The 23,246-nt window shown below is 67.6% G+C and carries 22 protein-coding genes and 1 pseudogene; 19 read left to right on the forward strand and 4 right to left on the reverse strand.

Translation table 11 applies throughout. The annotated features are described in order from the left end of the window. Positions 1–4: 4 nt before the first annotated feature. Positions 5–856, reverse strand: coding sequence for an MFS transporter (locus tag ACTXPP_RS04700; RefSeq protein WP_301495997.1), 852 nt, complete (start codon positions 854–856; stop codon positions 5–7). On the opposite strand from ACTXPP_RS04700, the gene ACTXPP_RS04705 reads away from it, so the two are divergent. Continuing rightward, a complete protein-coding gene (locus ACTXPP_RS04705) occupies positions 846–1,046 on the forward strand; it encodes a hypothetical protein (RefSeq protein ID WP_301495999.1) in 201 nt (66 codons plus the stop codon). The genes ACTXPP_RS04700 and ACTXPP_RS04705 overlap by 11 nt on opposite strands. Here ACTXPP_RS04705 and ACTXPP_RS04710 read toward each other — a convergent pair. Beyond that, positions 954–1,619 (reverse strand): annotated as a pseudogene (locus ACTXPP_RS04710) (MFS transporter); the annotation flags it as partial. The gene ACTXPP_RS04705 and the pseudogene ACTXPP_RS04710 overlap by 93 nt on opposite strands. 95 nt (positions 1,620–1,714) lie before the next feature. On the opposite strand from ACTXPP_RS04710, the gene ACTXPP_RS04715 reads away from it, so the two are divergent. The 4 genes from ACTXPP_RS04715 to ACTXPP_RS04730 all read left to right on the forward strand — a co-directional run bounded on the left by ACTXPP_RS04715 (position 1,715) and on the right by ACTXPP_RS04730 (position 5,248). Next, positions 1,715–2,311: a TetR/AcrR family transcriptional regulator gene (locus ACTXPP_RS04715; protein WP_301496001.1), complete on the forward strand. Its 597-nt coding sequence runs from the start codon at positions 1,715–1,717 to the stop codon at positions 2,309–2,311. Between the two features lie 62 nt (positions 2,312–2,373). Then, positions 2,374–3,129 carry a phosphoglyceromutase gene (locus tag ACTXPP_RS04720; RefSeq protein ID WP_301496002.1) on the forward strand — a complete coding sequence of 252 codons (756 nt, stop codon included), beginning with the start codon at positions 2,374–2,376 and terminating at the stop codon, positions 3,127–3,129. 7 nt (positions 3,130–3,136) lie between these two features. After that, positions 3,137–4,366, forward strand: coding sequence for a sensor histidine kinase (locus ACTXPP_RS04725; RefSeq protein ID WP_301496004.1), 1,230 nt, complete (start codon positions 3,137–3,139; stop codon positions 4,364–4,366). A 177-nt stretch (positions 4,367–4,543) separates the two neighbouring features. Further along, positions 4,544–5,248 (forward strand): response regulator, encoded by a 705-nt coding sequence (locus tag ACTXPP_RS04730; RefSeq protein ID WP_301496006.1) that lies wholly within the window; start codon positions 4,544–4,546, stop codon positions 5,246–5,248. A 31-nt stretch (positions 5,249–5,279) separates the two neighbouring features. Here the strand turns inward: ACTXPP_RS04730 and ACTXPP_RS04735 are convergent, their stop codons facing one another. Continuing rightward, the gene (locus ACTXPP_RS04735; RefSeq protein ID WP_301496008.1) at positions 5,280–6,290 is read right to left on the reverse strand and encodes a DUF3109 family protein; all 1,011 of its coding nucleotides are present in this window, start codon (positions 6,288–6,290) and stop codon (positions 5,280–5,282) included. A gap of 33 nt (positions 6,291–6,323) precedes the next feature. Between ACTXPP_RS04735 and ACTXPP_RS04740 the strand changes: the two genes are divergently transcribed. The 14 genes from ACTXPP_RS04740 (at position 6,324) to hemL (ending at position 22,046) form a co-directional block, all read left to right on the forward strand. Continuing rightward, on the forward strand, positions 6,324–7,286 hold the full coding sequence (locus ACTXPP_RS04740) for a Ppx/GppA family phosphatase (RefSeq protein WP_301498681.1): 963 nt from the start codon (positions 6,324–6,326) through the stop codon (positions 7,284–7,286). Between the two features lie 206 nt (positions 7,287–7,492). Further along, positions 7,493–8,620 carry a hypothetical protein gene (locus tag ACTXPP_RS04745; protein ID WP_301498683.1) on the forward strand — a complete coding sequence of 376 codons (1,128 nt, stop codon included), beginning with the start codon at positions 7,493–7,495 and terminating at the stop codon, positions 8,618–8,620. Between the two features lie 48 nt (positions 8,621–8,668). Further along, entirely contained in the window at positions 8,669–9,496 is an 828-nt protein-coding gene (gene proC / locus ACTXPP_RS04750) for a pyrroline-5-carboxylate reductase (RefSeq protein WP_301498685.1), read from the forward strand. 311 nt (positions 9,497–9,807) lie between these two features. Next, a complete protein-coding gene (locus tag ACTXPP_RS04755) occupies positions 9,808–10,008 on the forward strand; it encodes a helix-turn-helix domain-containing protein (RefSeq protein WP_301494070.1) in 201 nt (66 codons plus the stop codon). Between the two features lie 266 nt (positions 10,009–10,274). Beyond that, positions 10,275–10,376, forward strand: a complete 102-nt coding sequence (locus ACTXPP_RS04760; RefSeq protein ID WP_003855542.1) for a 30S ribosomal protein bS22 — start codon at positions 10,275–10,277, stop codon at positions 10,374–10,376. A 104-nt stretch (positions 10,377–10,480) separates the two neighbouring features. Beyond that, entirely contained in the window at positions 10,481–10,741 is a 261-nt protein-coding gene (locus ACTXPP_RS04765; protein ID WP_301494072.1) for a glutaredoxin family protein, read from the forward strand. 141 nt (positions 10,742–10,882) lie between these two features. Continuing rightward, positions 10,883–12,352 carry a glutamyl-tRNA reductase gene (locus tag ACTXPP_RS04770; RefSeq protein ID WP_443341163.1) on the forward strand — a complete coding sequence of 490 codons (1,470 nt, stop codon included), beginning with the start codon at positions 10,883–10,885 and terminating at the stop codon, positions 12,350–12,352. After that, entirely contained in the window at positions 12,349–13,338 is a 990-nt protein-coding gene (hemC, locus tag ACTXPP_RS04775; RefSeq protein ID WP_301494076.1) for a hydroxymethylbilane synthase, read from the forward strand. Before ACTXPP_RS04770 ends, hemC begins: the two co-directional genes overlap by 4 nt. A 146-nt stretch (positions 13,339–13,484) precedes the next feature. Further along, on the forward strand, positions 13,485–15,341 hold the full coding sequence (locus ACTXPP_RS04780; RefSeq protein WP_301494078.1) for a uroporphyrinogen-III synthase: 1,857 nt from the start codon (positions 13,485–13,487) through the stop codon (positions 15,339–15,341). Positions 15,342–15,549: 208 nt separating this feature from the next. Continuing rightward, positions 15,550–16,590 (forward strand): porphobilinogen synthase, encoded by a 1,041-nt coding sequence (gene hemB, locus ACTXPP_RS04785; protein WP_301525272.1) that lies wholly within the window; start codon positions 15,550–15,552, stop codon positions 16,588–16,590. 51 nt (positions 16,591–16,641) lie between these two features. Then, the gene (locus tag ACTXPP_RS04790; RefSeq protein ID WP_301494081.1) at positions 16,642–17,427 is read left to right on the forward strand and encodes a hypothetical protein; all 786 of its coding nucleotides are present in this window, start codon (positions 16,642–16,644) and stop codon (positions 17,425–17,427) included. Positions 17,428–17,429: 2 nt separating this feature from the next. Then, complete coding sequence (locus ACTXPP_RS04795) at positions 17,430–17,930, forward strand: hypothetical protein (protein WP_301494083.1); 501 nt, start codon at positions 17,430–17,432, stop codon at positions 17,928–17,930. Between the two features lie 3 nt (positions 17,931–17,933). Further along, positions 17,934–20,735 carry a heavy metal translocating P-type ATPase gene (locus ACTXPP_RS04800; protein WP_301494085.1) on the forward strand — a complete coding sequence of 934 codons (2,802 nt, stop codon included), beginning with the start codon at positions 17,934–17,936 and terminating at the stop codon, positions 20,733–20,735. 15 nt (positions 20,736–20,750) lie between these two features. Beyond that, on the forward strand, positions 20,751–22,046 hold the full coding sequence (gene hemL, locus ACTXPP_RS04805; RefSeq protein ID WP_301494087.1) for a glutamate-1-semialdehyde 2,1-aminomutase: 1,296 nt from the start codon (positions 20,751–20,753) through the stop codon (positions 22,044–22,046). A gap of 103 nt (positions 22,047–22,149) precedes the next feature. Here the strand turns inward: hemL and ACTXPP_RS04810 are convergent, their stop codons facing one another. Beyond that, positions 22,150–23,244, reverse strand: a complete 1,095-nt coding sequence (locus ACTXPP_RS04810; RefSeq protein WP_301494089.1) for an iron-siderophore ABC transporter substrate-binding protein — start codon at positions 23,242–23,244, stop codon at positions 22,150–22,152. Between the last annotated feature and the right edge of the window lie 2 nt (positions 23,245–23,246).

Genomic DNA, 23,246 nt, shown 5'->3' on the forward strand with positions numbered 1-23,246 from the left:
GGTGTCAGATGTCATCAGTTTCTTCGTGTCTTTCGGCACTTACCGGGAGCTTGCGGAGGGTGAACGCGGCGACCACGGCAACGACAGCGGCGAGGATTCCGCCGACCGTCGCGGCCAGGCTGAAGCCCTGGGCGAAGGCGTCGAAAGCGGCATCGAGCAAGGGGGCGGCCGTGGCGTCCGGCATACGTTCCGCCTCCGCGACCGCAGCGCCGATGGTGTCGGAGCTGCCGCCCATGCGGTCTGCGTACACCGCGCCGGAAATGGTGCCGAGCACGGCGATGCCGAGTGCCCCGCCGAACTCCCCGGCAGTCTCGTAGATCGAGGACACCGCACCGGCCTTCTCCTCCGGCGCGGTGGGCATCACCAGGGACGCGCCCAGGGTGGTCGTGATGCCGACACCCACCGTCATCACCGTGTACGCACTGATCAGCATCAGCACCGATGAATCACTGTCGATCGTGCCCGTGGTCAGGAACCCTGCAGCGACGAACAGGAGGCCGGCGGCGACCAGGAATGCGGGACGCACCGTTTTCGCCAGAACCGACACCGCAGTGACGCCGACCAGCGTGCCGGCCACGGTCGGGAGCATCCACAGCGCGGCGGTGAACGGGCCGTAACCCAGGACCGTCTGCAGGAACTGCACTGCCAGCAGGCCCATCCCGCCGACGGCGAAGACGACGGTCATGCTGGCGACGATGGAGGCGCTGAACGGAGTGCGACCGAACAGGCGGACATCCAACAGCGGGGTGGATGTGGCGAGCTGGCGACGGATGAACCATGCGCCGAAGAGCACGCCGATGATGATGCTGATGATGTGGACCGGGTTCACGGCGCTGCCCTCGCCGATGCTCTTCACCAGCTCCTTGATTTCCGAAGATGACGGGCACGACGGCCTGAAGCGGGAGCAGGACACTCACCGGGTCGAGGGGGCCCGGATTCGGGTCGCGGGATTCGCGCAGCAGCATCGGTGCGGCGATGAGAAGGACGGCCATGATCGGGATGTTGATCAGGAAGACCGATCCCCAGTGGAAGTGCTCGAGCAGTAGGCCGCCGATGATGGGGCCGATGGCGGGGCCTCCGGCGAACCCGGCCGTCCAGATGCCGATGGCGGTGCGGCGTTGGTCCTCGTCGGTGAACATGACGCGGATCATGGCGAGGACGGAGGGCAGCAGGGCTGCGCCGCCGACACCGAAAATGACGCGTCCGGTGATCAGCATTTCCGGGGTTGTCGAGAGTGCGGAGACCAGGGACGCCACCCCGAAGAGGAGGGCGCCGATCATCAGTAGTCGGCGGCGCCCGATGCGGTCGCCGATGCTGCCCATGGCGACCAGAAGTCCGGCAAGGACGAAGCCGTAGATGTCCATGATCCAGAGTTCCTGGGTTCCGGTGGGTGCCAGGTCTGCGGTGATCCACGGCAGGGCGATGAACAGGACGGACAGATCCATGGACACGAGCAGTGTGGCCACGAACAGGACGCCCAGGCCGACCCATTCGCGTCCGGTGGCGCGGCTGGCGGCACTGCTGGCGACGCGGCCGCGCGGCGGGCCGGTGGATCGGCTCGAGGATGTGGTTGAGGAGGGGGATGAGGGCGGTGTGTTGGTATTCATACGGACGATCATACGTATGTTTCATACGTGTGTATAGAGGACTGGTTGCGAACGACCGTGAGGTGGAGGGGTGAAACACACGTATGAACGTGCGGTACCCTGGCGGTATGAGCCAGAAAGAAGATCTCCTCGAAGGCGCGAAGAAGTGCATCGCCGAGAAGGGTTTCGGCCGCACGACCGCCCGCGACATCGCCACGGTTTCCGGGGCGAACCTGGCCTCCATCGGCTACTACTACGGTTCCAAGGACGCCCTGCTCACCACTGCGGTGCTGGAGATCTGGGACGACTGGGGCAATGTGCTGGAAGCGGCCATCGAGAACTCCGCCGGGGACACGCCGATGGAGCGGCTGGAGGCGATCGTGGAATCGATCGACACCGGACTGGCCGCCAACCGTGAAACCCTCGTCGCCAGCTTCCAGGCGATGGCGCAGGCGGAGTTCTCCGAAGAGGTCAGGGAACGGATCGAGCGTCAGTACGAGGAGGGCAGGTACACCCTCGCTGCCGGCGTCCTCGGTATCGACGAAGACGACCTGACCGACGAGGACCTCTCCCTCGGCTCACTCGTGTTGCTGCTGGTCAACGGCTACTCGGTGGAGAGCTACGCCGTGCCCGAACAGCGCTCCAGCTTCACGGGTATCGCAGGTGCGCTCCGTCTCCTCGTCGGTGACGACCTGCCGGGCGCAGATGAACGGGAGAACAACTGACCGTACCCCTCCCTGGGTAGTCGGTCCGGTGCGCAGCAGCGGGACGTGGCAGAATAAGAGCCATGAGCGAATCGAACCACGGCACACTGATCCTGCTCCGCCACGGGCAGAGCGAATGGAACGCATCCAACCAGTTCACCGGCTGGGTTGACGTCGACCTCACCGAGAAGGGGCGTGCCGAGGCCGTCCGCGGCGGCGAGCTCATCGCCGACGCCGGCCTGAAGCCCGGCATCCTGTACACCTCGGTGCTGCGTCGCGCGATCACCACCGCCGCGCTGGCCCTGGACAAGGCCGACCGGCACTGGATCCCGGTCATCCGTGACTGGCGGCTCAACGAGCGCCACTACGGTGCGCTGCAGGGGCTGAACAAGGCCGAGACCAAGGAGAAGTACGGCGACGACCAGTTCATGGCATGGCGTCGCAGCTACGACACCCCGCCGCCGGCGCTGGAGGACGGCGAGGAGTACTCCCAGGCCGGCGACCCGCGCTACGCCGGTCTCTCCGAGGTCCCGAAGACCGAGTGCCTGCTGGACGTCGTCAAGCGCCTGGTGCCCTACTACCAGACCGAGATCTTGCCCCGGCTGGAGAACGGCGAGACCGTCCTGGTCGCCGCCCACGGCAACTCGCTGCGCGCCCTGGTCAAGCACCTCGACAAGATCTCCGACGAGGACATCGCCGGGCTGAACATCCCCACCGGCATCCCGCTGGTCTACCGCCTCAGCTCCACCGGTACGGTGCTGAACCCCGGTGGCGAATACCTCGACCCGGAGGCCGCAGAGGCCGGAGCGGCCGCCGTCGCCGCGCAGGGCGGCAAGTAGTTCAGGGATGAACTCCGCGGGGGCTGAACTCGGCGCGGCCGTCGTCCTCGGCCTACTGGTCGGGGCGCTGGTCACCGCAGTGATCTTCATTCTCCGGCGGCGTGTGGAACGTCGCCTGGAGGCACGCATCCGGCGCGAGACCCAGCAGAACAAGGTCTCGACCTTGGCGCAGGTCATGCACTTCGCCCTGGAATCCGCGCCCTGGGGTTTCGCGGTGGTCGACCACCGTGCTGACCTGGTGCTGTCCAACCGGACCGCCCAGGAGCTGGGGGTTGTGGACGAGCGTCGGCTCGTCCCCGAGGTCTGGCGTCTGGCCCAGCGGGTCTTCGACGACGGCGAGCCCCGCGACGGGGTGTTGCACCCCGGCCCCACCACCGTCGGCCCGTTGTTCTCCGTCGCGGTGTCCGTGAAACGACTGACCACCGCCGACGACCGTTTTGTCGTGGTCTACAGCTGGGACAACTCCGAACAGGTGCGGATGGAGTCCGCCCGCCGGGACTTCGTGGCAAATGTCTCCCACGAACTCAAGACCCCGGTCGGGGCGATCTCCCTGCTGGTCGAGACGATGCTGGAGGCCAGCGACGACCCGGCGGCCGTCGAGTACTTCGGGCAGAAGCTGGGCGTGGAGACCCAACGCATCTCCACGATGATCGCCGAGCTGATAGGCCTGTCGAAGTTGCAGGGGGCGGAGTCGTTGCCGGACCCTCAGCCGGTCAACGTCGACGACGTCGTCGACAGGGCGGTGGAACGCTCGACGATGGCCGCCGAGGTCGAGGGCCTGGAACTGCGGACCGACGGCCCCTGCAACGCACAACTGATGGGCGATGAGGGACTGCTGGTCACTGCGGTGACCAACCTGATTTCCAATGCGATCAACTACTCCCCGGAGGACACCCCGGTCACCGTCACCCGAGCGGTGCGCGGCGAGTCTGTGGTGATCAGGGTGACCGACCGGGGGACCGGCATCCCGAAGGAGGAGCAGAAGCGCGTCTTCGAGCGTTTCTACCGGGCGGACAAGGCCCGTTCCCGTGCCACCGGCGGCACGGGCCTGGGCCTGGCGGTGGTCAAGCACACGGTGATCAACCATGGTGGCAATGTGTCGTTGTGGTCCAGGCCGGGTACCGGCTCGACGTTCTCCCTGGAGTTCCCGGTGTTGCGGGACGATGACTCTGTTGCCGAGAACGTCCCGGACCAGGACCGGTTCGTCTCCACCGAACTGCTGCCCGGCGAGCAGTAGATCTCCCGGATGCTGCGTCCGGCCCAAAGCAAACTCCAGGCGAACTCTTGTCGAACAGTGCGTGTATCGCGCTCAACAGGCAGGCGAGCAGGTCGGCTCGCGTTTAGACTGAAGCGGTCTGCTGCAAACTCGGCCGTCATATGGCCGACATCGACGTGTGAGGACAACGAACCAACCGTGACCACTGATCGACCGACCGTGCTCATTGTCGAAGATGAGCAATCGTTGGCAGAGCCACTCGCTTTCCTGTTGGAGAAGGAGGGGTTCGGTGTCTACTCCGCCGCGGACGGTCCCGCGGCCCTGGAGAAGTTCAACGCCCACGGCATCGACCTGGTGCTGCTGGACGTCATGCTGCCCGGCATGTCCGGCACGGAGGTCTGCAAGCAGTTGCGGACGGTCTCCACTGTGCCGGTGATCATGGTGACCGCACGCGACAGTGAGATCGACAAGGTCGTCGGCCTGGAGATCGGTGCGGACGACTACGTCACCAAGCCGTACTCCGCGAGGGAGTTGATCGCCCGGATCCGGGCCGTCCTGCGCCGCGGCGGGGAGCCGGAGATCGAGGGGGAGGGTGACGATGGCCAGGTGCTGCGCAGTCGCCGCGTGGTGCTGGACGTCGAGCGACACACGGTGACGGTGGAGGGGAAGGACGTCTCACTGCCGCTCAAGGAGTTCGACCTGCTGGAGTACCTCATGCGCAATGAGGGCAGGGTGCTCACCCGCGGCCAGCTCATCGACCGGGTGTGGGGGATCGACTACGTCGGCGACACCAAGACCCTCGACGTACACGTCAAACGGTTGCGGTCGAAGGTCGAGGTGGATCCGGCGAAGCCGAAGGTGCTGGTGACGGTCCGCGGGCTGGGCTACAAGTTCGAGGGGTAGCCCAGTAGTTCTCCGGGGACGCCGCGACCGTTCAGTCGGACGCCCGGGCCGCCGCCGTCGCCGGGTGGATCGACAGCAGCGGGAAGCCGGACGGGGCGACCTTCGCCAGCTGCTCGCGTTGCCGGCAGTGCTCGGCGACGACCTCGTAGGCGGCCTCTCCGATCAGTTCCCGGAGTTCATCGGCACTGGTCGACCAGAGCGCTTCCTCGCCCGCGCCGCCGTGGCACCCCGGGTCGCTGGTGCAGTACCAGTCGAAGTCCTCGCCGCCGGCACCCCACCCGCGTCGGTTGTATTCGGTGATGGAGGTGCGCAGCATTTCTGAGCCGTCGGGACGGGTTTCCCAGGCCTCTTCCCGACGCAGCGGCAGCTGCCAGCACACCTCGGGCTTGGCGACGGTGATGGGCACGTCATTGCGCAGCGCCCAGCCGTGCAGCGCGCACCCGGGGCCGCCGGGGTGGGACGCCCGGTTGGCGAAGACACAGGCCCCGTCGTGGACCCGGGTCTTCAGGGCGGGTTCGGTCCCACCGTCCTCTCCACCGGCCCCGTCCTCGACGTCGAGTTCGTCCCACACCAGCCACGGCTCGATCTCGCCACCGTCCGTACTGCCGTCGTCCGCACTGCTGTCGTCACTACTGCCGACAGCACTAGTATCCCGCGATTCCCCGAGAACCATCGGACGCAGTTGCCAGTCCTCGTCGGTGAGGTGCGGGACGATCTCGGCGAGTGCCCCGCGGTCGTCCTCGTCGGTGAGGAACGCCCCGTGCACGCAGCATCCGACATCCGGGTTCTCCGGGTCGATGCCGTGGCAGGCGTCCGTCCCGAAACGGCACCGGTAGGTCGACAACAGCCAGGTCAGGTCGACCGAGACCAGGTGCTCGGAGTCGTCGGGGTCGATGAACTCGAGGAACTCCCGGGGATGGTCGGCCGGGGTCTCCCGGCCGTCGCGCACGGCGAGGTCGGCGGGGGTGCCGTCCGGGTATCCGCTGGGGATCCAGGAACCGTCGGCGTCCTCGCCGGTGCCGTGCAAGAGGGAATGTGTCACGTGGACCACCGTAGACCGGATAGGGTGGACCTCGTGCGACTAGGTGTCTTGGATGTGGGAAGCAATACGGTCCACCTTGTGGTGGTGGACATGGCTCCGGGCGGTCCGCCGACCCCGATGAGCAACTGGAAGACGCCCATGCGTCTCGTCGAGTACCTCGACGGCGACGGTGCGATCACGCCGAAGGGGGTCAAGAAACTCACCAAGGGCGTGGGGCTGGCTGCCGAGATGGCCGAGCAGTTCCACTGCGACGAGATGCTGCCGTTCGCCACGTCGGCGTTGCGGTCGGCGACGAACTCGGACGAGGTGCTGGATTCGGTGGAGGCCAGCACAGGTGTGCGGCTGCGCATCCTTTCCGGCCCCGCCGAGGCACAGCTGACGTTCCTGGCGGTGCGCCGCTGGTTCGGCTGGTCGGCGGGTCGGATCTGTGACCTGGACATCGGTGGTGGATCGCTGGAGATGTCGATCGGCGTCAACGAGATGCCGGACATCGCCTTGTCGGTCGATCTGGGTGCCGGCCGGCTGACCCACGAGTGGTTCAACACTGATCCGCCGAAGAAGAAGGAGGTCAAGGCGCTGGCGGCGCATATCGACGCCACGCTGGAGGAGCCGATCAAGCAGCTTCGTGAGGCTGGCCCGGTGGACCTGGCGGTGGGTACGTCGAAGACCTTCCGGATGCTGGCCCGGTTGACTGGTGCGGCACCGTCGTCGGCGGGCCCCCGGGTGCGGCGTGTGCTGACCCAGCCGGGTGTGCGGCAGTTGTCGGCGTTCATCTCCCGGATGACCGCGGCGGACCGCGCTGAGCTGGAGGGTGTGTCGGCTGACCGGTCCCACCAGATTGTCGCTGGTGCACTGGTTGCCGAGGCGACGATGCGTCATCTGGGCATCGAGCAGTTGGAGTTGTGCCCCTGGGCACTGCGTGAGGGGGTGATTCTGCGTCGTGCCGATGCGGAGGACGCTACGTTGAACCCCGAGATCGACTTGGACTTCCACTGACCTACACTGTGTTTCACTTGGTGTAGTCGGGTTTTCCGGTCCGGAGAGCGACGATGTGGGCAGGAACTGTGATAGCTGTAAACTGTCGACTGATAATTGAGGTAGGAGACAGGGCCACCGGAAAATGAGATGGTGGCTGTCGTGGGTCGACGGATTGACGCGAGAGTGATCCGCCGGCTGGCGGTTACCGATGATGGGAACGATTGATGAGTGAGAAACTGACTGTTGCGGAGCTGATGGCCCGCAATGCGAAGGAGGGCGGACGCTCCGGCTCGGGGCGTCCGCGGCGACGTCGCACCCTCGAGGAGGGTGGAGTTTCTGTCTCTGAGCTGACCGGATCCATCCCGGTGGTCCGCGATGAGGATCTGGAACACGTCGGGGCTCATGAGAGTCAGGACGCTGCGACGGAGCAGGTTGAGGCGGCTGAGCCGACCGTGCAGGATGCGGTGGCCGAGCCGGTCGAGGAGCCGGACGTCGAAGTTGCCGCAGAGGCCGCTGCCGACAACGGTGCCGATACTGGGGCTGGGACCCCGGCCGCGTCCGGGTACCCCGGGCTGTTCAGTCACGACACCGACGCCACGACCATCATCCCGGTCGCCGGCGATGCCGACACGTACGGTGACGCTGACGTGTACGGTGATGCGGCTGCATCGGTCGCCGCCGAGGACACTGCGGACACGGTGGACACTGGGTCTGCAGAGCCGGACGCTGCGGGTGAGGTCGAGGCCGGCAACGCCGATGCCGACGCCACCAACGTCTTCCCGACCGTTGGTGCCACCGCTGCTGGCGCTACGGCTGCTGGGATCGGCGCCGGTGCCGCTGGCATCCAGACTGAGTCCGCTGACGCGGAGGAGGAGTTCGAGGAGTTCTCTGGCTCCGCCGTGAACACTGCGGACGCTGTGGACACTGTGGACACTGCGGACACGGTGGATTCCGTGGACTTCGGGCACGACACGGACGCCTACGGCACCGCCGAGGCCGGAATGGCGGACGCGGACGCTGAGTTCGACGCGGACGCTGAGTACACTGACTCCGTTGACTCTGAGGACCCCGACGAGATCATCGAGTACGAGGATGACGCCGTCTCGTGGCCGGCGATGATCGGTCAGGCTGCCATCGCCGTCGTCATCGGTGTCATCATCTTCTTCGGATTCACCCTGCTGTGGGACAAGCTCGCCGCCGGGCTGGTCCTGGCCATGGCCGTGATCGTCACCCTGATCTGTGTGGGTCTGGTGCACGCACTGTTGCGGCACCGTGACACCCTTATCCTGGTTCTTTCCCTGATCGTGGGCCTTGCACTCACGCTCGGGCCACGGCTGATCTTGTCGATCTGACCGACCCCTCACTGGCGTTCGTCACCCCAGCCTGGCACGCTGGGGTACATGACTAGAATCGCATTCATTGGTGGAGGAAACATCGGCGAGGCCCTGATGTCAGGGCTCGTCGGCAACGGGGAGCAGGGGGACAAGCCCGATATCGTCGTCTTCGACCCCAGTACCGAGCGCGTGGACGTCCTGCGTGAGCGTTACGGTGTCATCCCGGCCGACAACGCCGCCGAGGCCACCTCCGACGCGGACATCGTCGTCATCGCCGTGAAGCCCTACATCGTCGGCCCGGTCCTCGACGAGATCTCCTCGACCATCGACAACAACGACACCGACACCATCGTGGTCTCGGTTGCCGCCGGCGTCAGCCTGGCGAGCATGGAGTCCTCGCTGGCCGCCGGTGTTGCCGTGGTTCGCGTGATGCCGAACACCCCGATGCTCGTCGGCAAGGGCATGAGTGCCATCGCCGGTGGACGTTTCGCCTCCGCCGAGCAGGTCGAGGCCGTCCGTGAACTGTTCGCCACCGTCGGTTCGGCCGTGGCCGTGGCAGAGAAGGACATTGACGCGGTGACCGCTGTCTCCGGCTCCGGCCCGGCCTATCTGTTCCTCGTCGGCGAGGCGATGACCGATGCCGGCGTGCAGCTGGGACTGACCCGCGATGTCGCCCAGCAACTCGCTGTCGCCACTATCGAGGGTGCGGCGACGATGATGGCCCAGGGGGACCTCGACCCGGTCCAGCTGCGTGCCAACGTGACCAGCCCCGGTGGAACCACCGCTGCGGCGACCCGCACCCTGGAGGAGAACGGGATCCGTGCGGCCTTCTTCCGCGCCATGCAGGCGTGTGCGGACAAGTCGCAGGAGCTCGGCCGCCCCTCGGACTCCTGAGTCGCTGAGGCCCGTCCGGCAGGGCGTTCAGCAGACTCCTGAAACGACACCCGGCGGGGTATCCTTCTCGTCATCTGATTCGACACCAGGCCCCACCAGCCACCCCCCACCTCCACCCCTGTATGGGGGCATTTGGTGCAGGTGTGATTGGTGGGGTCTCGCTAGTCACAACCGTGTCAGTAGTTCAATTATGTTGTTCCTGTCGCATTATTCACAGGAATAACGTTAGTATTGGGGTCAGCGCTCGGCGTTTCGAGTACTGCAGGAGGGGAAGCCTGCAGCGCGTGCGTGCGTCGTAAAGGATGGAAATTATGGCAAGCAATGACAGTGGAACGTTTCTCACGGTCGCTGAGGTCGCCGAGCTTATGCGGGTGTCCAAGATGACCGTGTACCGACTGGTTCACTCCGGTGAGCTTCCGGCCGTCCGCGTGGGACGCTCTTTCCGCGTGCACGAGCAGGCGGTTGAGGACTACCTGGGCGCCTCGATCTACGAGGCGGGCCAGACCGGCTAGCGTCCCGTCCCCGTCGGTTCGTCCGGCGGATGCGTTCGACCCCTCCCCTTGGTGATGGTGGCAGTACTGCCGCTGATGCCAAGGGGAGGGGTCTTTTGCTGCAGGGGAGGGGGTGACGATAGACTGTCAGCCATTCGTGTCGGTTCGGTCCCGATCGCTGAGATCCCCCGTGGTCTCAGTCGCCGTTGCAGGATGCTCACGCGTTCGGCGGGAACCGACCACCAGAGGCGATCCGTAACCGAAGAACAAACCACGAGGGAGGACCCATGGGTTCTGTCATCAAGAAGCGCCGCAAGCGCATGTCGAAGAAGAAGCACCGTAAGATGCTGCGCCGTACCCGCGTTCAGCGACGGAAGCTCGGCAAGTAAACCGCAGCCACACCCCACCAGTGTGTGGCTCTGCAGCGTGGTCCCCGGTCCTTGATGGCCGGGGGCCACGTTTTTGTGTCGGGACGCCGACTACACTGGTCGCCATGCAGTCTTCCGCTACCCCGACCGTCACCCTCATGGTGCGCAGCACCTGCGGATCCTGCGCCCGGGTGCGGGAACAGATCGCCCCTATCTGCCGGGAACATCACGCTGACCTGCAGATCGTCGACGTGGATTCGGAGCGCAGTCTCGCCGTTGAATTCGGTGACCGGGTGCCGGTCGTCCTCGTCGACGACGAGGAGATCGCCTGCTGGGAGGTCGACGACGAGGAGCTTGTCGAGGCGATCACTGCGGCGACCCCATAGCAACCCGGGTAGAGCGCTTTTGATATTGGGGGGTCTCAAGGGATACCGTAGATACTCGGAAACCCGTGATGCCTGACGCTCGCGGGATGTGACGAACACGAGATCGACGACTCGATCGGCAACTCAGGAGGCAGTGAGTCCATGGCAGGACTGGGGATCACCGGACCGGCGGCAGTGCTGCTGGTTGGCCTCTCATTCCGCTCCGCCCCGGTGCCGGTGTTGGAGAAGGCATCCGTTTCACCGGCGGAGCTCAACGTACTCGAACGTGACCTCCTTGGCGGGGAGTGTGTCACCGAAGCACTCATCCTCTCGACCTGCAACCGCATGGAGTTCTACGCGGCGACCACCGCGTTCCACCCCGCGTTGGACCACGTGGTCGAGACCATCGCCGCGCACGCCGGCATGCCCGCCAGCGACCTGGAGCCCTACCTCTACGTCCGTTACGCTGACGCCGCCGCCGAGCACATGCTCACCGTGGCCGCCGGCCTGGACTCCATGGTCGTCGGCGAACAGCAGGTGATCGGCCAGCTGCGCAACGCCTACACCTCGGCCTCGGACAATGGCACGGTCGGCGCGACCCTGCACGACCTGACCCAGCGTGCCCTGCGCGCCGGCAAGCGGGTCCACACCGAGACCGATGTGGACGAGGCCGGCTCCTCGATGGTCAGCTTCGCCCTGGACCACGCTCTGGCCGAGCTCGGAGCGTCCGACATGCGGGGACGCTCCGCCGTCGTCGTCGGCGCCGGTGCGATGGCTTCGCTCGCGTCGACCTACCTCGGCAAGTCCGGCGTCGACCACGTCACCGTGGTCAACCGGACGCTCTCGCGCGCCGAGAACCTCGCCGCCCACGCCCGGGAGGCAGGTGTGTCCGCCGGTGCCACGTCACTGGAGGGCCTGCGCGGTGCCCTGACGGGTGTCGACGTGGTGGTCTCCGCCACCGGTGCCGTCGGCACCGTGCTCGGCCCCGAGGACGTCGCCGGGACCCAGGCAGAAAACCCGCGCCCGATGGTGCTGGTCGACCTGTCCATGCCGCGCGACATCGACGATGCCGTCGCAGCGGTCTCCGAGGACGTCCACCTGCTGAACATCGAGGAGTTCACCACACTGGCCGGTGCCGGTGCCCGGAATGAATCCGAGGCGCGCGAGATCATCGCCGCCGAGCTCGCCGAGTACCTGGAGCAGGTCCGGATCCAGTCGGTCGTGCCCACGGTCAAGGCGCTGCGTCAGCGCGCCGCCGATGTCGTCGACGATGAACTCGCCCAGCTGCTGCGACGCACCCCCGGCATCGCCGACGGGGACCGGGCCGAGGTCGCCCGCACCATACGTCGGGTGGTCGACAAGCTGCTGCACACCCCCACGGTGCAGGTGAAGAAGCTCACCACGCAGGACGGTGCAGTCAACTACGCCGAAGCGCTGGCCACCCTGTTCAACCTCCCTTCCAGCACGTCGGCGATGGTCTCCGAGTCCATCGAACCCGGCGACGCCGGCAAGGCCCGTCTCGGCGGCATGAAAGCTCAGCCCGGTAACCCCGGTAGCGAGACCAGTGATCTGACCGCCGCCGACGTGACCGCGGTCCGAAAGTCCACCACCCACGACGGGGAGGCCTCGTGACCCGTACCCTCCTGGTCGGAACCAGGGCAAGCACGCTTGCGCGCACCCAGGCCGGCACTGTCCGTGACGACCTCTGTGCCCAGACCGCCACCGAGAACATCGACGGTGCCGAGCTGCACTTCGTCCACACCCCCGGCGATGCCTCGCAGAAGGCGCAGACCCCGGTGAATCGCATCGGTGTCGGCGTATTCACCGAGACCCTGCGCAATGCACTGGCCGACGGTGAGTGCGATGTCGCCGTGCATTCCTTCAAGGACCTGCCGACCGCGCCGGACGAGCGATTCGTCCAGGTGGTCCCGCGGCGCGTCGACCCGCGCGACATCCTGGTCAGCCTCGACGACGCCTCGCTGCGTGAGCTGCCGAAGGGTGCGAAGGTCGGCACCGGGGCGCCCCGGCGGGTGTCCCAGCTGCGCGCGCTGCGTCCTGACCTGGAGATCCTGCCGATCCGCGGCAACATCGACACCCGCATGGGACGCGTCCGCGGTGGCGAGGAGGACCTCGCCGCCGTCGTGCTCGCCCACGCCGGCCTGCAACGCGTCGGTCAGATCGACCGCGCCTCCGAGATCATCGCCGTGGCCGACATGATGCCCGCCCCGGCCCAGGGGGCGCTCTGCGTGGAGGTCCGCGCCGACGACGCCGATGCCCTCGCCGCCGTCCTCACCCTCGACGACCCGGCCTCACATGCCCGTGCCGTGGCTGAGCGGGCCGTACTGGCTGAACTCCAGGCAGGCTGCACCGCACCGGTGGGCGCCTACTCCGAGTTCACGGCTGGACAGCTGACCCTGCAGGGCGGCGTCTTCGGGATGGACGGGGAGCATCAACTGGTGCGTGAGGCCTCCATCAACCTCGGTGCCCCCGATCCACATGCCGACGGGGAGTGGCCGACCATACGCGCCAGAGCCGAGAAACTCGGCCGTGACGTAGGACGCCAACTCGTCGACGGCGGCGCCGCGGGGATCATCACCGACATCGTCGGCACCCGTTGACTGTGTTGTCTGTGTTGACTGTGTCTCCTGTGTCGGTCGTGTCACCTGGTTCACCAGGGTTGACCCGCTCCGCCTCCTGCCACCGCCCCCGGTGACCACGGCGACAATCCGCCGTTTACTGCCTGAACTACCCTAGAAAGCACTCCATGACCACTGCCGGAATTCCCCAGACCGGTTCTTCCACCGGTTCGCTGACCGGCCGGGGACGCGTCCTGTTCGTTGGCGCTGGACCTGGAAGCGCAGAACTGCTGACCGTCCGTGCCCGCGAGATCCTGGCCAACACCGCCGCTGCGTGGGTCGACCCGGCCGTGACCACTCAGGTGCGCGCCATCATCGCCGAAGCACTGCCGGTGCCCGAGGACAAGCGTGCCGCCGCCGAGCAGGAGTGGGAGGCTGACCTTGCGGCCGCGAAGGCCGCTGGTGCCCGCCGTCGACCGCGGCGTCCGGAACCGGTCACCGCCGCCGACATCGTGCTCGCCGCACCGTACACCGCCGAGGCAGCGTCCGACATCGCCGCCGCCGAGGCCCGCGCCGTCGCCGACGCGGAGGCCTACGCGGCCGGGGAAGCCCCCGCCGACATCGGCTGTGCCATGCCCGCCGACCAGCTCGCCCACGACATGGTCGAGAAGGTCCGCCACGGCCACAATGTGGTGCGACTGGTGGCAGGTAACCCGGTGTCGAACCCGGCCGTGCTCATGGAGCTGCAGGAAGTCGCCGCCCTGGGTGTGGAGTTCGAGGTCGTCCCGGGCATGACCGGGGCCTCTGCCCTGCCCGCCTACACCGGTATCGCCACCGGTGAGGGCTACACCGCCGTCGACCTGACCGCCGACGCCGCCACCGGCGAGACCACCGAGGTCGACTGGGACGGCATCGCCGCCGCCCCGAAGCCGCTGATCCTCACCGCCGCGCCGAGCGACCTGGTGGTGATCACCGGTGAGCTCAAGCGCCGCAACGTCGCCGGGACCACCCCGGTCACCGTTACCACGCACGCCACGACCCGCCGCCAGCGCTCCTACGACGTCACCCTCGACACGCTGAAGTCCGTGGTCGCCGCCTCCGGGCCGTTGGCCAAGGAGGGCGAGATCCCCGAGCAGCTCGTGGTCACCATAGGCACGCAGGCCAGCAGCCGCAGCAAGTACTCCTGGTGGGAGAACCGTGCGCTGTACGGCTGGAATGTGCTGGTGCCGCGGGCAAAGGCGCAGGCCGGCCCGATGAGTGGTCGGCTGGCCACCCACGGTGCGATCCCGATCGAGGTTCCCACGATCTCGGTCGAGCCGCCGCGTAGTCCCGCGCAGATGGAACGCGCCGTCAAGGGCCTGGTCGACGGGCGCTACCACTGGATCGTGTTCACCTCGGTCAACGCGGTGAAGGCGACGTGGGAGAAGCTCGCCGAGTTCGGTCTGGACGCCCGCGCCCTGGCAGGTGTGCGTGTTGCCGCGGTCGGTGAGAAGACCGCGCAGGCCGTCCGCGACCTGGGTATCACCCCGGAGCTGCTGCCGGCGGCGAACGCCCGCAACGCCTCTGGCCTGGTGGACGTCTTCCCGCCGTACGACGCTGACCTGGACCCGGTGGACCGGGTGCTGCTGCCGCGCGCCGACATCGCCACCGAAACCCTGGTCGAGGGACTCATCGACCTCGGTTGGTCGGTGGAGGACGTGGTGGCCTACCGCACGGTGCGTGCCGCCCCGCCCAGCCAGGAGATCCGCGACATGATCAAGTCCGGTGGCTTCGACGCGGTGTGCTTCACCTCCTCGTCGACGGTGAAGAACCTGGTCGGCATCGCCGGTAAGCCGCACACCCGCACGATCATCGCCTGTATCGGGCCGATGGCCGCCCAGACCGCCCGGGAGCACGGCCTGCGGGTCGACGTGATGCCCGAGGTTGCCGGCGTCCCGGAGCTGGTGGACGCCCTGGCGAACCACGTCGCCGAGCTGCGCGCAGCCGGTCAGTTGCCGCCGCCGCGCAAGCGTCGCCGCCGGCGCCGGGTCAACCCCGAGCAGTAGGCGCCCGGCCTCGTCCTCCCACGATCTGCCGCGATTTATCACACCTCACGCGATTTCCACATCGTGAGACCTGCAGGTCAGGGAGTTTTTACCTCCTCCGAGAAAACGGCGGAGGTGTGATGGATTACGACCTTCGTGCTCCGGGGTCGGGCTGACCGGCCTGGCGGGGCAGTACGACAGGACGCGGCAGCGGCGTACCATCGGGGCCATGAACGCCGCCGACAACGCCGCCAGTACCAGCATCAGCACTGACACCACCGCCCCGTACCGCCGTCCCCGCCGGCTGCGCACCACCCAGACCATGCGCAACTTCGTGGCGGAGACCCACCTGGACCCCGCCCAGTTCGTCCTGCCGATGTTCATCCGTGAGGGCATCGACGCCCCCAACGACATCTCCTCGATGCCGGGAGTGCAGCAGCACACCGAAACCTCCCTGCTCAAGGCAGCTGAAGAGGCGCTGAACGCCGGGGTCGGTTCCGTCGACCTGTTCGGTGTGCCCACCGACGAGACCAAGGACGCCACCGGGTCGCAGGCCTGGGCGTCCGACGGCATCCTCAACAAGGGTGTCGCCGCACTGCGCCGGGAGTTCGGCGACGACCTCATCGTCATGGCCGACACCTGCCTCGACGAGTTCACCGACCACGGCCACTGCGGTGTGCTCACCGAGGACCGCTACGGTCAGACGATCGTCGACAACGATGCCACCCTGCCGCTCTACGCGGCGATGGCGGTCGCCCAGGCAGAGGCCGGGGCGCACGTGGTCAGCCCCTCGGGGATGATGGACGGTCAGATCCGGGTGATCCGCGAGGCCCTCGACGCCGCCGGCTTCCAGGACGTCGCCATCCTGGCCTACTCCTCGAAGTACGCCGGTGCGTTCTACGGACCCTTCCGTGAGGCCGTCGGCTCCACGCTCAAGGGCGACCGCAAGACCTATCAGCAGGATCCGCGCAACGCCCGCGAGTCCCTGCTCGAGGTGGAGCTCGACATCGAGGAGGGCGCGGACATGGTCATGGTGAAGCCGGCGATGCCGTACCTGGACGTCCTGCGCCAGGTGGCCGACTTCTCCTCGGTGCCTGTCGCCGCCTACCAGGTGTCGGGGGAGTACTCGATGATCTCCGCCGCCGCCGAGAAGGGCTGGATCGACCGGGAGCCGGCGATCCTGGACTCGCTGACCGGTATTCGACGGGCCGGGGCGGACGTCATCCTGACCTACTGGGCCACCGAGGCTGCCCGCCTGCTGCGTGGGTGAGTGCCACGCGGCTAAGCTTGGTCGGGATATGACGCAGAAAAGACAGCACACATGACGCAGCAGACCCCGCAGGACCAGCAGACCCCCCAGGACCCCGAGGGCTCGCAGGGCCGTCGCGCCGGTGGACGCCGCCGCGCCGACCGGCGCGGCAACCGTTGGGAGGTAGGACGCCGCGAGAACCGGCCGTCCGACGGTTTCCCGACACCGCCGAAGGTGGGACGTCCTGACGGCCTGGCACGGTCGGCGAAGGACGCCCCCGAGAACGTCCGCGACGGTGTCCGCGCCTGGTACATCGTCGCCGCGGTCCAGACCCTGACCGCTGTGCTGCAGATGGTGATGTCCCTGCAGGACTCCCGCTCGGTCATGGCCCAGGTCCGCACCCAGATGGACACTCTCTCGTTGCCCGACGGGGTCACCGAACAGACGCTGGTCAACGGCACGATCATCACCAGCCTGCTGGTCAACCTCATCGCGGTGGCGGTGTGTACCTACCTCACCTCGCGGGTGGCCCGCGGCGGGATCCGCTCGCGTACCTTCCTCACCGTCGGTTCGATCTACCTGGCCCTGATGGCGCTGCTGCAGGTCTTCACCTCGCCGCCGGACACCGGCAGTACCCCGATGGTGCTGCTGATCGGTGCCGGCACCATTGTCTCCGGTGTCATCGCCGTGGTGGGGCTGTGGCTGGTGACCCGGCCGGACAACGCCGACTGGTTCGGTCTGCCGGACAAGGCCGAGATCGAGGCATACGCCGAGAAGGTGGCCAAGCGCAATGAGGAGCTCGACAAGGAGCGCGCGGAGAAGAAGGCCGAGAAGGAACGCCGGAAGAAGGATCGCTGACCATGCCCACCATGTTCCCGGTCTCCCACAACTCGGACCCGAATGACCCGAACCGTCGAATCGACTACTGGCAGCCGGGCGACGGGATCCCCGGCACGGCGAAGACGGCATTCGTCCTGCTGCTGATCTCCTCGATCGGGCTGCTCTACAGCGGCGTGATGATGTGGATCATCGAGCGTCCGGTCGTCGATGACGCCGAACAGATGGCGCACATCAACACCGTCTCCACCAACATGAAGTGGGTCGGTACCGTGCAGATCGCCGGTGCGCTGCTGATCGCCCTGCTGCTCCCGGCGTTGTTGAAGGGGGACGGGAAACGCCGCCGCTGGTTGATGGTGGTCATCTCGATCACCATGGTGTTCACCGTGCTGGCGTGGGTGATGGGCATCGGTGGCCTGGAACATGCGCTGATCGCCCTGGTGATGGCCTTGGCCGCGTTGGCGATGTACCGGCCGACGGTGCGTACCTTCTTCGGCGGCAGTCCGGGTGAGCTGGAACGCTGAAACATGGCCGACACCAGCTCCGACACCTCTGATGCCGTCACCCGCGCGATCACGGCGGCCCGGGCTGCTGCCCATGCTGCGGGCCTGGACATAGAAGACACTGCGGACTCTGGAGACACTGCGGACGTCCTGCACCCCACCGTCCGCACCACCCGCCGCGCCGGGGCACAGTTGACGTCCTTCACCTTCCACCTCGACGGCCTGACCTCCGCGGTCCGCGCCGGGGAGATCGAGTCCGCGTTGAACACCCTGCCCGGGGTGCAGGCGCGGGTGGTGTACTCCACGGCGATGGCGTGGGTGACGGCACCGGAGTCGCTGGACCCCGACATTCTGCGTGGGGTGTTCCACGAGTACGGGGCCGAGTCCTGGCTGACCGCGGCCTCGCTGCGCCGCCGTTCCGAACGTCTCACCGCCCCGGGGAGAAGGCATATCTCGGAGAACCGGCGACGTCGCGAGGAGCGGCAACGCCAGTCACGGGAGACCACCGGTCACGGTGGCGGCAGCGGCACAGGACACCCGCCCGGCAGGGCACATTCCACCGGCGCCGGCACCACCGGCACGCGGGGCGCCTGGCTGTCCGGCGGGCAGGAGACCACCGAGGTGCTGCACACCGCCCGGGAGCTGATCACCGGTGCCCGGCTGCTGGTCGCCGCCGTCCTGGGACTCCCGGTGGTCCTGCTGCAGATCATCACCCCGTGGCAGTTCGACTACTGGCAGTGGGTCTGCCTGGCACTCGCGTTGCCGGTGGTGACGTGGTGCGCCTGGCCGTTCCACCGGGCGATGATCGCCGGGCTGCGTCGCGGTCTACCCGCCCTGGACGCCGCGTCGTCGACAGCCATCATCCTGGCCTACCTCTACTCGGCGTTCGTGCTGTTCACGGGGCCTGCCCGGGACCCGGGCTGGCGGGCGGGCAGCGTCCTCACCGCCTGGGGATACGACGCAGAGGCACTGTTCCTCGACGTCGCCTGCGGCTGCACCGTGCTGCTGTTGTTCGGACGCCTGGCGTCGAGGCGTTCCCGGTTGCGCTCCATGTTGGCGCTGAACATCGTCCTGCCACCCGGGGCGTCCGGAGCGTCCGGCGTGCCTGGAACTACGGGAGCATCGGGTGACGACACGGTGACGGTGGTGCGGCGCGACCGGAAGGGGCGTCCGGCGAAGTTCACGATCACCCCGTCGCAGATCCGTGTCGGCGACGACGTCCTGGTCCACGGTGGGGAATCCATTCCCGCCGACGGCGAGGTCATCGGCGGGCGGGCCGAGCTGGACAACGGCCCCTTCGGTGGCGCACCGACCGACCGTCAGGATGGCGGGCAGGTTCAGGGGGCCGTCACCGTCGGATCGCAGGTCTTCGCCGGTGCCCGCCACCTCGGCGACGCGACGTCCGAACCCTTGAAGGTGCGGGTCAGCCGCACCGGATCACGCACCCGGATCGCCGCGGTGCGCCGGTGGATCGCCGCGGCGGAACAGGACGAGAACCGCCTCGACCAGCTGGCGACCCGCACCGCCAGCCTGCTGGTGCCGTGGGGTGTGGTCATCGCCGTTGTCGCCGGGTTGGGCTGGTTCGCCGTGCGCGACAGTGCGGACGCGGCTGTGGCGACTGCGCTGACCGTGCTGGTGGCGGTGGCCCCGGTGGCGTTGGCGGTGTCCACCACCCTGTCGTTGCGCATCGGCCTGGCCCGCGCGGCCGCCGGCGGCACACTGCTACGCAATGCCGATACCATTCACCAGCTCGCCGCGATCGACGCGATCATCTTCAATCGCTCAGGAACACTCAGTACCGGCCCGATGTCGGTCATCGGGGTCACCGCGGCGTCCGGCGAGAACCCGGAGCTGGTGCTGCGAGTGGCCGGTGCGCTGAGCCTGGAGAGCACCCACCGGGTGGCCCGGGCGATCGTCCGTGCCGACCGCGAGTCCCGTGACAGCGGCGCCGGCGGGGCGGAGGTGCCGCACTGGCTGGAGGCCGGGCAGGTGGAGGTCGATGAGCGCGGCGTGTTCTCGGCGACGATCGATCTGCCAGGGCCGGACGGCACACCGGCCCGCCAGGTACTGGCGAGTCTGTGGCGACCCCGGGATCTCTCGGAACTTACGAACCCGATGTTGGTCAATGCCGCGCTCAGCGGCGGGACTCCAGTGGTGGTCAGTTGGAAGGGGCAGGCCCGCGGTGTCATCACCCTGGCCGACACGGTCGCACCGGATGCGTCGAGTGCCGTCGATGCCCTGGAAACCGCCGGGGTGGAGACGTTCATGATTTCCCGCGACACCTACCGGGTCGCCCGGCGGATGGCTGATTCGGTCGGCATCTCCTCGGTGCTGGCCGGCATCGCCCCGAACCGTAAGGCGGCGACGGTGCGTCGGGTGCACTCCCGCGGGGCGACGGTGGCGATGGTGGGGGACCGGGACGTGGCGGACTGCCTCGCCGTCGCCGATATCGGCATCCTCATGGGTGCGGCCGACCACCTGGACCCGCCGTCGGTGGGACGCGCCGGCGGTGCCGGTGCCGGGGACACCGATATCGTGCTGGTCCGCGAGGACATCTCCGCGATTCCCGAGGCACTCAACCTGGCCCGCCACGTGCGTTCCACGGTCAACGGCAACCTGCTCTTCGCCTGGGGCTACAACATCGCGGCCTTGGTGCTCGCGGTGACCGGCGTGCTCAACCCGCTACTCGGTACGGCCCTGATGCTCGGGTCGTCACTGCTGGTCGAGTGGCGTTCGGCACGTATCGGCCACCGCGACTACACCGCGACCGGGGGCATGGTCGGACGACCCCGTTATGCTGGGGTCAGTACACACAAGCGCACGTGAACGGGAGAGCAGTAGATGAGTAACCTGGTCAACAGCGAGGCAGCGATGGGCTCGGCCGTACAGGTCACGCCCGGCGGGGTGAACTCCCCGGTCCGCGCCTTCGGCTCCGTCGGCGGGGTGGCCCCGTTCATCGCCTCCGCCGCCGGGTCGCGACTCACTGACATTGACGGCAACGACTACGTCGACCTGGTCTGCTCCTGGGGGCCGATGCTGCACGGCAACGCCCACCCGGAGGTCGTCGCCGCGGTGCAGGAGGCGGCGTCCAAGGGCCTGTCCTTCGGTGCATCGACGCTGGCCGAGACCCGCCTGGCCCAGGAGATCATCGACCGCACCAGCGTGGAGAAGGTCCGCCTGGTCAACTCCGGCACCGAGGCGACCATGTCCGCGGTGCGACTGGCCCGCGGCTACACCGGCCGCGACAAGATCCTGAAGTTCAACGGCTGCTACCACGGTCACGTCGACTCCCTGCTGGTCGCCGCCGGTTCCGGTGTGGCGACGCTGGGACTGCCCGATTCGCCGGGTATCACCGCCTCCGCGGCATCCGAGACCATCGTGGTGGACTACAACGACCTGGATGCCGTCCGTCAGGCCTTCGCCGACAACCCCGGGGAGATCGCCGCGGTCATCGCCGAGGCCAGCGCCGGCAACATGGGTACGGTCCACCCGGACGAGGGCTTCAACGCCGCACTCAAGAAGATCGCCCATGCCGACGGCGCCCTGCTGATCCTCGACGAGGTCATGACAGGCTTCCGCACCTCGCGCTCCGGCTGGTTCGGGGTGGACGGTGTCGCCGGTGACCTCACCACCTTCGGCAAGGTCGTCTCCGGTGGCATGCCGGCCGCGGCGTTCGGCGGACGTGCCGAGATCATGGACATGCTCGCCCCGTCCGGCCCCGTCTACCAGGCCGGAACCCTGTCGGGTAACCCGGTGGCCACCGCCTCGGGCCTGGCGTCACTGCAGTTGGCGGACGAGTCGACCTACGCCACCCTGCAGGCCAATGCCGACCGGCTGAGCTCACTGATCAGTGAGGCGCTGACCCGTGAGGGCGTGGTCCACCACATGCAGCGGGCGACGACGATGCTGTCGATCCGGTTCGCAGAGGGCCAGGGCCGCAACTTCGACGACATGGAGACCGCGGACACCTCCCGCTACGCGCCGTTCTTCCACGCACTGCTGGACAACGGGGTCTTCGCACCGCCGAGTGTCTTCGAGACCTGGTTCGTCTCCACTGCGCTGACCGACGCCGACTTCGAGCAGATCGAGACCGCCCTGGTGCCGGCCGCGAAGGCTGCCGCCGCCGCGCGCCCCTGACCTGCCCCGCGCGCTCGGCCGTCGCACTTGCACTCCCGCTCCCGGGTGGTTTTGACCCCCTCAGACGAACAGGGAGCGGGAGTAAGAGTGTTGCCTTGGTGCTTTACTCGGTGTCCGCAGTGTCCGTAGCATCCCCCGCGCCCCCGGTGTTCTCCAGCGCGTCCTCGATCAGCGAGAGGTAGTGCTCCCGCAACCAGGGCACGGTCAGCGGGTTGATCATCGACGAGCCGGTGACCAGCGACTGGTCGGTCGGCGCGACCTCGGCCCCACGTTCGATGGCGCTGATCGAGCCGTACACCGGGTGCGCGTGCATCTCCTCGCGGTTGCTGTCGTCGGAGTAGAAGGTGAAGATCAGGTCCACGTCGTTGAAACGGGTCGCCTCCTCCAGACTGATCTGTGCGGAGTCGGTGCCCGCGACCTCGAACTCGCGGAGTTCCTCGACGACCGGGGCGACCGGGAACCCCATGGCGCGCACCACAGCGGCACGCTGCTCATCCGGCATGAACACCCCCATGTTCTCGCCGGGGCCCTGGTTGTAGATGAACGCGAAGTCATGGTCGGCGAACTCGGGGTGCTCGTCACGGACGGTGGCGAACTGGTCCTCGATCTCCTCGATCAACTCCGGGCCGCGCTCCTCCTGCCGCAACGCCTCGGCGATGGTGTTCACCTGGTCCTCCCATTCGATGGTCCACGCGGCCTCGGGGTAGGCGATGGTCGGGGCGATCTCGCTGATCTGGTCGTACTGGTCCTGGGTGAGCCCGGACCAGGGGGCGAGCACGAGGTCGGGGTCCAGTGCGGCGATCTCCTCGGCGGAGACCTTCTCACCACCGGCGATCAGCTCGGGCAGCTCGTCGCCGGATTCCTCCACAGCCTCACGGATCCACGGCAGGTGGCCGGTCTCATCGGCACCCCAGTCATAGCGTTCGGTGCCGACCGGGGTGACACCGAGTGCGATGGCGGTCTCCGCGGACCCCTGTCCCAGCGCAACGACCCGTTCGGGCGTGCCGGTGATCTCGGCCTCGCCGAGTGCGTGGCTGATGGTGATGGTGTCGCCGCCGTCACCGCCACCATCGGCACTGTCGTCGGTGGAGTCGCCGCAGGCGGCGACACCGAGCAGGATCAGGCAGGACGCTGCGAGCAGGGCCAGCAGGGTGAGGATGCGGTGGGGGAAGGCCCGGACCGACGAATGGTTAGTCATGT

It is taken from the genome of Candidatus Corynebacterium faecigallinarum, from assembly GCF_052264515.1.
In the GTDB taxonomy this organism is placed as follows: Bacteria; Actinomycetota; Actinomycetes; order Mycobacteriales; family Mycobacteriaceae; genus Corynebacterium; species Corynebacterium faecigallinarum.

Excerpts from the sequence above, each read along its gene's own strand:
- ACTXPP_RS04800 (WP_301494085.1), top strand. The coding sequence starts at position 17,934 with ATGGCCGACACCAGCTCCGACACCTCTGATGCCGTCACCCGCGCGATC.
- ACTXPP_RS04755 (WP_301494070.1), top strand. The coding sequence starts at position 9,808 with ATGGCAAGCAATGACAGTGGAACGTTTCTCACGGTCGCTGAGGTCGCC.
- ACTXPP_RS04720 (WP_301496002.1), top strand. The coding sequence starts at position 2,374 with ATGAGCGAATCGAACCACGGCACACTGATCCTGCTCCGCCACGGGCAG.
- hemB (WP_301525272.1), top strand. The coding sequence starts at position 15,550 with ATGAACGCCGCCGACAACGCCGCCAGTACCAGCATCAGCACTGACACC.
- ACTXPP_RS04715 (WP_301496001.1), top strand. The coding sequence starts at position 1,715 with ATGAGCCAGAAAGAAGATCTCCTCGAAGGCGCGAAGAAGTGCATCGCC.
- ACTXPP_RS04745 (WP_301498683.1), top strand. The coding sequence starts at position 7,493 with ATGAGTGAGAAACTGACTGTTGCGGAGCTGATGGCCCGCAATGCGAAG.
- hemL (WP_301494087.1), top strand. The coding sequence starts at position 20,751 with ATGAGTAACCTGGTCAACAGCGAGGCAGCGATGGGCTCGGCCGTACAG.
- ACTXPP_RS04795 (WP_301494083.1), top strand. The coding sequence starts at position 17,430 with ATGCCCACCATGTTCCCGGTCTCCCACAACTCGGACCCGAATGACCCG.
- proC (WP_301498685.1), top strand. The coding sequence starts at position 8,669 with ATGACTAGAATCGCATTCATTGGTGGAGGAAACATCGGCGAGGCCCTG.
- ACTXPP_RS04770 (WP_443341163.1), top strand. The coding sequence starts at position 10,883 with ATGGCAGGACTGGGGATCACCGGACCGGCGGCAGTGCTGCTGGTTGGC.
- ACTXPP_RS04705 (WP_301495999.1), top strand. The coding sequence starts at position 846 with ATGCTCTTCACCAGCTCCTTGATTTCCGAAGATGACGGGCACGACGGC.
- ACTXPP_RS04780 (WP_301494078.1), top strand. The coding sequence starts at position 13,485 with ATGACCACTGCCGGAATTCCCCAGACCGGTTCTTCCACCGGTTCGCTG.
- ACTXPP_RS04790 (WP_301494081.1), top strand. The coding sequence starts at position 16,642 with ATGACGCAGCAGACCCCGCAGGACCAGCAGACCCCCCAGGACCCCGAG.
- ACTXPP_RS04765 (WP_301494072.1), top strand. The coding sequence starts at position 10,481 with ATGCAGTCTTCCGCTACCCCGACCGTCACCCTCATGGTGCGCAGCACC.
- ACTXPP_RS04810 (WP_301494089.1), bottom strand. The coding sequence starts at position 23,244 with ATGACTAACCATTCGTCGGTCCGGGCCTTCCCCCACCGCATCCTCACC.
- ACTXPP_RS04760 (WP_003855542.1), top strand. The coding sequence starts at position 10,275 with ATGGGTTCTGTCATCAAGAAGCGCCGCAAGCGCATGTCGAAGAAGAAG.
- ACTXPP_RS04725 (WP_301496004.1), top strand. The coding sequence starts at position 3,137 with ATGAACTCCGCGGGGGCTGAACTCGGCGCGGCCGTCGTCCTCGGCCTA.